We start from the raw sequence: 8,649 nt of genomic DNA, 5'->3' as shown, positions 1-8,649 counted from the left end.
GTGTTGCACTTGCTCCTTGAAACCGCCAACACTTAAATTCAAAAAGCAATCCCATAAATTCTATAAACACCCAGAATTTACCTTCCACTCCGATTTTTAGACTTCGTTTTCGCCCCATATCCTCATCACCAATCCACCTCCGGAGATGGTGAATTTGTCATTTAATTTCAGGATCAACCTTCCTTAATCATCCCAGCGTCGCGCTCATGGATGCGGGAGAGAAATTCAAAAACATTCCCACGGTCTTCATCAGACAGGCCTGAAAGCACTGCCTCATCCACCGCCATCAGTATTCGCCTTATCTCTATCAGCTTTTCGCTTCCTTCGGCAGTGAGTCTAAGAAGTTGGCTACGCCTGTCATCAAGATCGGAATATCTATCCAGAAGACTCTTCGTACGCATTCTCTCAACCAAACGTGATACAGCTCCAGCATCACATCCGAGGTGATTTGCCAGCTGCGCGAGTGAAATCTCCCCACACACTGACAAGCATAGTATCGCCGTAGACTGGGTATAAGATAGGCCAAGTATCGATTTCAAGTTCCTATCTTTTATATTTAAAATCCTCCGATCCACCATCGAAATTTGCGAAAATAAATCGATTGCCTGCCACTCTGCAGAGTCCGTTTCTTCCTTCATTTGTACACGTGTCACGACGGTTTTACCGTATAACCTTCGTCATTACATATGCGCAATGACGAAGGTTACTTCACTAAATCGCTTCGTAATTTTGAATGCTCAACTACGATATTGGTCGACTAGTGCGCATGGCTAGTATCGGCAACGCGCGTCGGCTTGGGCGCAAGCCACACAGCCGCGGCCGCAAGTACGAACGTCACCCCGGCGATAGCGAAAAGTTGTGCCGTGGCGAGCATGACCGCCTGGGTCTGCACCATGTTGTTGATTTCCGCTCGGGCCAGACCCAGCGACATCCCGCTGTCCTTCAGCGCGTTCAGGTAGTGATGCGACGTGTCCACAATGTCGGCAAGCTGGGCATGGCTGATCTTGATGCGATCCTCCCACATCGTATTGACCAGGGCCGTTGCGATGGCCCCCGATAGTGTCCGGCAGAAGTTCATCAGCCCAGCCGCCGACGCGGTCTCCGATTCCTCGACGCTAGAAAGCGCTAGGCCGGTCAACGGTACGAAGAAGAACGGCAATCCGAGCCCCAGGAGCATCAGCGGAATCGACACTTGCCAGAACGTCATGTCAGTGTCGGAGTGCGCGCGCGCAAGCGTGACCACGCCCATCCACAACACGCCGGCAAACACCAGCCACCGCCCGTCGAATCGGGACGCCATATTTGCTGCGATCGGAGCGACGAGCACCGCCAGCACGCCGGTCATCGCCGTCGCGCAACCGGACCATGTCGCCGTGTAGCCCATATAGTCCTGCAACCAGAGCGGGGTCAGCACCGTGTTGCCGAAGAAGGCGCCGAACGCGAGACTAATGGTCAGTACGCTGGCGCTGAACCCCCGATGCCTGAAGACGTGCAAATCGACGATCGGGTGGCGCTCGGTTGTCTCCCAGATCAGGAACGACAGGAAGCCAATGACCGCTACGATGGCCAGAACCACGATCTCTGTCGAGGCAAACCAGTCCAGGTCCTTGCCTTCGTCGAGCATGATCTGCAACGCGCCGACCCACACGACGAGTAACGCAAGCCCAACCTTGTCCATACGCTGTCGTAGCAGCGCGGTTTCATAGCGGCGCAGCAGCCTGAACGCAAACCACGAGCAGATGACGGCCACTGGGACGTTGATAAAGAAAATGTACGACCAGTGCAGACGATCGCAGATCACGCCGCCCAGAATTGGGCCGACCACGGGCGCGACCAGTGTCGTCATGCTCCACAGACCGATGGCCGCAGGCGCCTTTTCTTTCGGAAAGATGCGCAACAACAGGGTTTGGGACAGCGGCATCAACGGACCGCCAGCCAGACCCTGCAAGACCCGGAATATCACGAGCATGCCCATCGAGTTCGCTAGGCCGCACAGTGCGGAACACAGGCCGAACATGAGCAGCGAGAGCACGAACACCCGCACGGTGCCAAACCGGGCGGCAAGCCATCCCGTCAGAGGAACGGTAATGGCTTCGGCGACAGCGTACGAGGTAATGACATAGGTGCCCTGGCTCGACGATGCCCCCAACGCCCCGGCGATGTTCGGCACCGAGACATTGGCGATCGTCGTATCCAGCACCGCTACGAAGTTCGCGGACGCCAGCATCAAGCCAGCGAGCACCAGAGCACCGCCCTTGAGCGGCGCGTCCGATGGAGACTCAACTTGCGACATGAACTTGCCCTTCCCGCTCAATGCGCGGCATCGCTGGCGTTCGCCCGCGTGTCGACTTCGACATTCATCGACAAGCCGACGCTAAGCGGATGCGCACGCAGTTCTGCGGGATCGACCGAGACGCGCACCGGCAGGCGCTGGACGACCTTGATCCAGTTTCCAGTTGCGTTTTGCGCGGGGATCATCGCGAATGCGGAACCGCTTCCGCCCGCGAGGCCAACTACGTGGCCGTGGTACACCACATGGCCGCCATGCAGGTCGGAAGTCATGGTGGCAGGCTGCCCCACCTTGACGTTGTCGAGCTGGACTTCCTTGAAATTGGCATCCACGTGAACATCGTCCAGCGGCACCACCGACATCAACGTATCGCCGGGCTTGACGCGCTGGCCAACCTGAACGTCGCGTTGCGCAACCACGCCGTCAAAAGGCGCACGCAATACCGTGCGCGCCAGATCGACACGCGCCTGGTCGCGGCGGGCGCGCGCGAGCAGCACTTCCGGGTTGGTGTCCACCGTTGTGTCGACGAACAAGACCTTGTTGGCGTCGAGCGAACCCTGCGCCTGGCCACGCGACGCCTTCGCCTGCATGAGGGCGGCCTTCGCGCCTTCCAGCGCGGCCTGCGCCGATGTGAAAGCGGCACGCGCGTTGCTCAACTCTTCGCCCGACACGGAGCCGCTTTGCACTAGCGCCTCGCGCCGCTTCAGGTCGATCGCAGCACGCTCGTAGTCCGCTTGCGCCGATGCGATCTGCGCCTGCATGCGCGCCGTGTCGGCCGCACGCGCGGCGACCAGCGCGGTCAGCCCCTTGTCCGTTGCCATGTAGCCGAGGACCTTGCGCTCCGCGCTGCCCACCTCCGCTTCGGCCTGTTCCAGCGCCAATTGCGCGTCAGTATTGTCGACGACAATCAGCACGTCGCCCCTCTTGACGCGCTGCGTATCAACGACGTTGACCGTCTTGACGATGCCAGTGACCGCCGGGGTCACCGACGCCACCTCTGCTGCGGTATAGGCGTTGTCCGTCGACACATAGCGAGAACCCACGCAATACCACCAGGTGCCGTAGCCGCCGGCGCACAGCACGATGGCCGCACCCAGCATCGCAAAGAGCTTTTTGCGGCGCAAGGGTGCCCCAGTTTGCGCCTCGTCACCGGCGGGATCTTCGCGAAGCGTTTGCGCTTCAGTGGCGCCCTGCATGACATTTGACATATGGAATCCTGAGAAATCTTATTGGGGTTGAGCCTGAAATCCACCGCCGAGCGCACGCACGAGCGCCACGTCGAGAGAGAACGCGCGCGCTTCGAGGTCGGCAAGCTGACGATCGGCGTCGATCAGGCTGTCTTCGGCGCTAAGCACATTCAGATAGTTGGTGAGTCCGCCCTGGTATCGGGCAAGAATGGAATCGTGCGCACGTGCCGCCGCTTGGGACGCTGCTCGAGTCGCGTCGAGGCGCGGCAACAATTCGCGCTCGCTCACAGTCGCATCGGCGAGCTCGCGCAGCGCCTTGACGAGGGTGTCGTCGTAACTGGCCACTGCCTCGTCGTATTTGGCTTGCGCTGAGCGATATTGGCCCTGCAACCGTCCACCACTAAAAATCGGTAGCGAGATGGCCGGTCCAACGCTGCCGTAGGCCGAGCCAGACTTCATCAGCATGTTCAACCCGAGTGACTGGACACCGATAACAGCGCTGAGGTTGATGTCGGGATAGAACTCAGCCTTTGCCGCGTCGATGCGCTTTGAGGCCGCCTGAGCGCGCAGCCGTGCGACGACGATGTCAGGCCGCCGGCCAAGAAGATTCAGTGTGAGATTCGACGGCAAGCCATGCTTCTGGGTCGCCCCGACACTCGGGCGGGTAATCGACAGACCGCGATCCGGCCCGGCGCCAAGCAGCGCCGCGATGCGATTACGCGCCAGCGCAATCGATTCGTCGGTGGCATGCAACGCCGCCTCGCTGGCCTCCCGGCGCGCGATCGCCTGATCCACGCTGCCGCTGGTCTCGAGCCCCTGCTCCCGGCGCTTGCCGAACAGTTCAGCGGTTTGAGTACGCACTTTTAGCGCGGCGACGTCACAATCACGCTCGGCGAAAAGGCGGGCGAGATCGGCGTAGGCATTGACCACCGACGTGGCCAACACCAGCCGTGCCTCGGCGGCATCGGCCTGCGCGGCCTGCGCATCCGAGGTGGCTGCGGCGAGCGCGGCGCGGTTCTTCCCCCACAGGTCGAGGTCCCAGTTCAGGCTCAACGAACCAAGGCCGGCGGCCTCCCAGCCCTTAGGTACATAGCTTTGCGGAAAAAGGTAGTTGTAGCTCTGCTTCTCCTTGTCCACCGACGCCTTTGCCGTGACGCCGGGCTTGAGTGCCGCCCCCGACTCCTGCTCCATCGCTTGGGCTTCGCGCAGGCGCGCCATCGCGGCCGCGACACTGGGCGAACCCGCCAATGCCTGATCCACCAGGGTATCGAGTTGCGAATCGCCGTACGCCAGCCACCATTGGTCGGTCGGCCAATCAGCCGCCTCACCCTGCGTCGGGCTCAGGCTAAGCGAGCTTTGATACGCACTAACCGGCTTCACAGCCTGCGTGCGCGAGCCCGGTGTCGAAACACAACCCGCCATGACCGACGCCAGCGTACAACCCAGTGCGAGACGCATTCCCAACCGCATAGCGGCGGCGCCGCGAGAGAGCCGTTCCATCACCACCATCCATTTCTAAACTGAACGGTTTGGTTTATAATTTATCCATCAGGTGCTGTCAATACCCGGCGGTTGCTCCACGTCGCGAGCCGTGGGGGGCTAATCGCGTAAAATCCTTCTGGCACGCAATGAGGCCCCAATCAGGTTGTTTGGTATGAGAAAAAAGACAGAAGAGAAGCGTCAATCAATCATCGACGCCGCTTTTGTGGTGTTTCGAGAATCGGGCTTCGCTGAAGCATCGATGGCCGAAATTGCCGCGCGCTCTGGTGCTTCCAAGGCGACTCTCTATAGTTATTTCACGTCCAAGGAAGAATTGTTCGCCGAGGTAATGACGAACTCTGCCGCTAACGAGATCCGGGACGCATTCGGCCATCTGAGGCTCGACATACCGTTGCGGGAGTCACTGATCTCGTTCGGTAGGCAATATCTCCCTGCGGTACTCAGCCCATCGATCTTGGCGATCAGGCGACTTTCCTTTCAAGAAGGAGAACGCTCTACTCTTGGCCAAGCGCTCTATGACGCAGGGCCTAAACGCGGGTGGGCAATCGTTAGTGAATTTCTGGCAAGAGCAATCGCTGCCGGTTCTGTTCGAGCGTGTGACCCTGGAGTGGCTGCGCGTCACCTGCAGGCACTTTACGAGGCCGAACTGGTAGAACTGGCAACGCTTGGATTTGCCGTAAAAGCTACACCTACGCACATCTCCGCAGTCGTCACTCGTGCGGTCGATGTATTTCTCGCAGGCTACGGCACCCACGCGAGCGAGCATTGACCGCTCACAGCCGGTGCCATGAAAAAAGCACAGCCGACCGGTGATGCCGACTGGGCGCACATTTGCTTTCAGCCTAGGCCTCGCCGGCTGCCTTGATTGCGTTCTACTGGCAACGGGAGTCGACGCACGTTCGTGCTACTGTCAGCTTCATTGCAATCATCGTCTTTGCAAAGACGGGGACCCTGCTGACGCATTTGAGGTTGTACACTCATTTCAGCGCGGACATGGCCAAGTCCGCGCGTCTCGAATCGTGTCGATTCCATCGAGGCTGCGCATCGATTAAAGACCGCCTCATGCTCCCTCGTCTGATACGCCGGTAGTCGGCGAATGCGCATTGTCTTCCTATAAAGCGCTTCGGGCAGCGGCAGTTTCACGCCGGGATGATTACTCGAGTGGTACCGTGAGTCTGTCAATCACATGACGCGTTTGAGGTCGTACACCACGCCACCAAACGAAAGCCTCTGCTGCCTGCTCAACGAGCATGCCGACACCGTCCGCCAAGTGGCGCACGCCGGCGTTACGAGCAAGTCGAAGGAACGGTGTAAGACGCTTGCCGTAAGCTAGCTCGTATGCGGCTCCATCCGGGCTGAAGACAGAAGGAGGAACAGGTGGCAAATCGCCCGTGAGACTGGCGGAAGTGGCATTGACCACCAGATCGAACCGCCCCATGCTTTCGAGCTCCGCATAGCCACAGGCGACGAGCGAACCGTGTGCTTTAACCTTCTCAGCCAACGTTCGTGCTTTGCCAACATCCCGATTTGCGATAACCATGTGCGAAGGCCGCGCTGCGAGGAACGGCAGCAGCGCGCCGCGTGCCGCACCGCCCGCTCCGAGCATCAGTACCCGCTTGCCCTTGAGTGGTTGCCCGAGGTTGACTTCAATATCGCGTAAGAGGCCAATACCGTCAAAATTCTCAGCAAGGATTCGTCCGTCCCGGAACATGAGTGCGTTGGAGGCACCCGCCAGAGTGGCGCGCTCGCTGCGTTCGTCGGCCATCGCGTATGCCTGCAGCTTGAACGGCGCCGTGACGTTCATACCTTTTCCACCCGCTGCGGCGAAGGAGCGAACCACAGATGCGAAAGCATCCTCGGGTTCGAGCGGCCCTTCAACCGCGATATAGGTCATGTCCTGCTCGGTTTCCTCGGCAAAAAGCCCGTGGATCAGAGGCGACTTGGTGTGTCCGATTGGATTGCCGATCACTGCATATTGGTCAGCCATGGTGTCCATGTCCTCACTTCGAAAAAAGGACGCCTGCCGTCAGCATCGCGTCGATTTCGTTGGCAGCAAAGCCCAGAGACTGGGCGACCTCCGCATTGTGCTGTCCAAGATCGGGGGCCACGTCACGTATCGTCGTATCGCAATCCGAAAACCGGAACGGGAGATTGGGCAGGCGAAGCTTTCCGTAGCGCGGATGGTCTTGCTCCACCACCATGCCGCGAGCCTGGATTTGGGGATCGGCAAGAACCTCATCGATGCGTTGCACTTTCGCGCAAGCAACGTCAATACCGTCCAGCAATTCGAGCACTTGCGCAACAGACCGGGAGGCGACCCACGGTTGTACGATCGACAGAATTTCCTCTCGATTGGCGTTGCGCCCGGCAAGGTCGTAGAACCGGACATCAGTGCCGAAGCCGCTCGGTCCTCCGTGCGACTCCAGCAGTGCAGCGAAGCGCTTCCACGCGTCGTCAACCTGCGCGGCGATGACGAGATCGCCGTCAGCGGCACGAAACACCCCATAGAGTGTTGAAGTCGGCATATCGTGGCCGGTCTGTTCAGGTACGACGCCCTGGAGCGTGTAGCACTGCACCGCATATTCGTGCATCGACACGAGCGTGTCGTAGAGCGCCATGTCGATATGCTGGCCACGACCGCTTTTTTCTCGACCGAGCAGTGCTGCATTGATGGCGGCAACGGCATGAATGCCGGTGTACATGTCGCCTAGCGAGATGCGCAGGAGCGGCGGCCGCTCACCTGGCGTACCTACCATCTGCATGATGCCGCTCTTGGCTTCAGCGATCAGTCCGAACCCGGCGCGATGTGCATCCGGTCCGGTATGGCCATATGCAGAGATTGAACAGTAAACCAGTCGCGGATTGCGCTCCGACAAGGCTGCGTAGCCGAGCCCTAGCTTGTCCAGAGCACCCGGCCGGTAGTTCTCGATGAACACGTCAGCGGAATCACACAGGCGTTCCATGAACTCCTTGCCGCGCGGGTCCTTCATATTGACGCTGACACCGCGTTTGCCCATGTTGAGCTGAAGGAAATATCCGCTCTGCTTGTCGTCAAGGACAGTGGCATGTTGCCGACCCGCGTCGCCACTACCGGGTCGTTCAACCTTGATCACCTCCGCGCCAAGTGCGGCGAGGCAGCGACCAACGTAAGGGCCGGCCAGAAAGTGACTGTAGTCAATGACGCGGATACCTTCGAGAGGACGAGCTTGCATCAGTTGACTCCCGGTCGACGCGGCACCATGAGACGGTGTTCGCCACGCTGAACGACTTCGCCGTTCTCGTTGATCAGTTCCGAGGGCAGGACGACGATGCCCCAACCGGGACGGCTCTTGCTCGCGCGCATGCTGCCTACGCGAAACTTGACGTGCAGCACATCGTTGACCTTGATCGGAAGAAGGAAGTCCCAGGTCCAGCCGAGCGACATGCCGGGCAGGAAGCGGTAGTCGCTTTGCGTTTTCAGGCCGTCAGCAATCGACAGTCCGAACAGGCCGTGAGCGACAATGCTTCCGAAGTGACTTGCGTTGGCATACTCCTCATCGACATGAACCGGCGTGTGGTCTCCGGTCAGATCTGCATAGGCGAGAATGCGCTCTTTGGTGACGGTATAGTTGGGGCTGACACATTCGTCACCTTCGCGGGCGTCATCCCAGTATTTTTCAACGATTGACATGC

Annotated in this window: 8 protein-coding genes; 1 reads left to right on the top strand and 7 read right to left on the bottom strand. The window is 59.5% G+C overall.

The features are described from left to right. Window positions 1–173 precede the first annotated feature (173 nt). The 4 genes from U5A67_RS26155 to U5A67_RS26140 all read right to left on the bottom strand — a co-directional run bounded on the left by U5A67_RS26155 (window position 174) and on the right by U5A67_RS26140 (window position 4,977). The gene (locus U5A67_RS26155) at window positions 174–638 is read right to left on the bottom strand and encodes a MarR family winged helix-turn-helix transcriptional regulator (protein ID WP_321816563.1); all 465 of its coding nucleotides are present in this window, start codon (window positions 636–638) and stop codon (window positions 174–176) included. 119 nt (window positions 639–757) lie between these two features. After that, the gene (locus tag U5A67_RS26150; RefSeq protein ID WP_321816564.1) at window positions 758–2,293 is read right to left on the bottom strand and encodes a DHA2 family efflux MFS transporter permease subunit; all 1,536 of its coding nucleotides are present in this window, start codon (window positions 2,291–2,293) and stop codon (window positions 758–760) included. A gap of 17 nt (window positions 2,294–2,310) precedes the next feature. Beyond that, window positions 2,311–3,486 (bottom strand): HlyD family efflux transporter periplasmic adaptor subunit, encoded by a 1,176-nt coding sequence (locus U5A67_RS26145; RefSeq protein ID WP_415767943.1) that lies wholly within the window; start codon window positions 3,484–3,486, stop codon window positions 2,311–2,313. Window positions 3,487–3,516: 30 nt separating this feature from the next. Further along, entirely contained in the window at window positions 3,517–4,977 is a 1,461-nt protein-coding gene (locus U5A67_RS26140) for an efflux transporter outer membrane subunit (protein WP_321959755.1), read from the bottom strand. Window positions 4,978–5,131: 154 nt separating this feature from the next. On the opposite strand from U5A67_RS26140, the gene U5A67_RS26135 reads away from it, so the two are divergent. After that, window positions 5,132–5,746: a TetR/AcrR family transcriptional regulator gene (locus tag U5A67_RS26135; protein WP_321816567.1), complete on the top strand. Its 615-nt coding sequence runs from the start codon at window positions 5,132–5,134 to the stop codon at window positions 5,744–5,746. 384 nt (window positions 5,747–6,130) lie between these two features. Here U5A67_RS26135 and aroE read toward each other — a convergent pair whose 3' ends face one another. The 3 genes from aroE to U5A67_RS26120 are packed head-to-tail and all read right to left on the bottom strand — an operon-like array spanning window position 6,131 to window position 8,647. Beyond that, window positions 6,131–6,964, bottom strand: a complete 834-nt coding sequence (aroE, locus tag U5A67_RS26130) for a shikimate dehydrogenase (protein ID WP_321816568.1) — start codon at window positions 6,962–6,964, stop codon at window positions 6,131–6,133. A gap of 13 nt (window positions 6,965–6,977) precedes the next feature. After that, window positions 6,978–8,189 carry a CoA transferase gene (locus tag U5A67_RS26125; protein ID WP_321816569.1) on the bottom strand — a complete coding sequence of 404 codons (1,212 nt, stop codon included), beginning with the start codon at window positions 8,187–8,189 and terminating at the stop codon, window positions 6,978–6,980. Further along, on the bottom strand, window positions 8,189–8,647 hold the full coding sequence (locus U5A67_RS26120; protein ID WP_321816570.1) for a MaoC family dehydratase: 459 nt from the start codon (window positions 8,645–8,647) through the stop codon (window positions 8,189–8,191). Before U5A67_RS26120 ends, U5A67_RS26125 begins: the two co-directional genes overlap by 1 nt. Window positions 8,648–8,649 lie beyond the last annotated feature (2 nt).

Origin of the sequence: Paraburkholderia sp. J69-1 (assembly GCF_905220255.1) — a bacterium.
Lineage (GTDB): Bacteria > Pseudomonadota > Gammaproteobacteria > Burkholderiales > Burkholderiaceae > Paraburkholderia.
The sequence above is the reverse complement of the archived record's forward strand: the minus strand, read 5'-3'. Positions and strand labels throughout refer to the sequence as shown.

Coding starts and splice junctions, on each gene's coding strand:
- U5A67_RS26155 (WP_321816563.1), bottom strand. CDS start 638: ATGAAGGAAGAAACGGACTCTGCAGAGTGGCAGGCAATCGATTTATTT.
- U5A67_RS26150 (WP_321816564.1), bottom strand. CDS start 2,293: ATGTCGCAAGTTGAGTCTCCATCGGACGCGCCGCTCAAGGGCGGTGCT.
- U5A67_RS26145 (WP_415767943.1), bottom strand. CDS start 3,486: ATGCAGGGCGCCACTGAAGCGCAAACGCTTCGCGAAGATCCCGCCGGT.
- U5A67_RS26140 (WP_321959755.1), bottom strand. CDS start 4,977: ATGGAACGGCTCTCTCGCGGCGCCGCCGCTATGCGGTTGGGAATGCGT.
- U5A67_RS26135 (WP_321816567.1), top strand. CDS start 5,132: ATGAGAAAAAAGACAGAAGAGAAGCGTCAATCAATCATCGACGCCGCT.
- aroE (WP_321816568.1), bottom strand. CDS start 6,964: ATGGCTGACCAATATGCAGTGATCGGCAATCCAATCGGACACACCAAG.
- U5A67_RS26125 (WP_321816569.1), bottom strand. CDS start 8,189: ATGCAAGCTCGTCCTCTCGAAGGTATCCGCGTCATTGACTACAGTCAC.
- U5A67_RS26120 (WP_321816570.1), bottom strand. CDS start 8,647: ATGTCAATCGTTGAAAAATACTGGGATGACGCCCGCGAAGGTGACGAA.